Genomic DNA, 241 nt, shown 5'->3' with positions numbered 1-241 from the left:
CATCAGCGTTAGCCAATTGTTGAGTAATCTCACTTTGCTTTTTACTGCGTTCACTATCCGGATAAAATGTGCGTAGGCAGGTAGCAATATCGCTACTGAGAGAAGATTCCACTTCGAGCAGCCCAGCCACAAGTTCATTTAAGTTCCGCTCAAAAATGACAGTGTGTAATTCTGTCGCACTTAATGCAGATATTATTCGATCAGCAGTGATCAAGCATGCGCGTGCAATATTGTTTAGCGC

General features: G+C 43.2%; 1 protein-coding gene. It reads right to left on the bottom strand.

Annotated elements, in window-relative coordinates; genetic code table 11:
• On the bottom strand, positions 1-214 hold a 214-nt coding region (locus tag V0R37_RS23150), incomplete at its 3' end, for a hypothetical protein (RefSeq protein WP_420376698.1).
• Between the last annotated feature and the right edge of the window lie 27 nt (positions 215-241).

The sequence above is a fragment of the Pollutimonas rozaliensis genome, assembly GCF_048751585.1.
Taxonomy (GTDB): Bacteria; Pseudomonadota; Gammaproteobacteria; order Burkholderiales; family Burkholderiaceae_B.
Note: the sequence above shows the minus strand (reverse complement) of the source record. Positions and strands in the feature narration are given on the sequence as shown.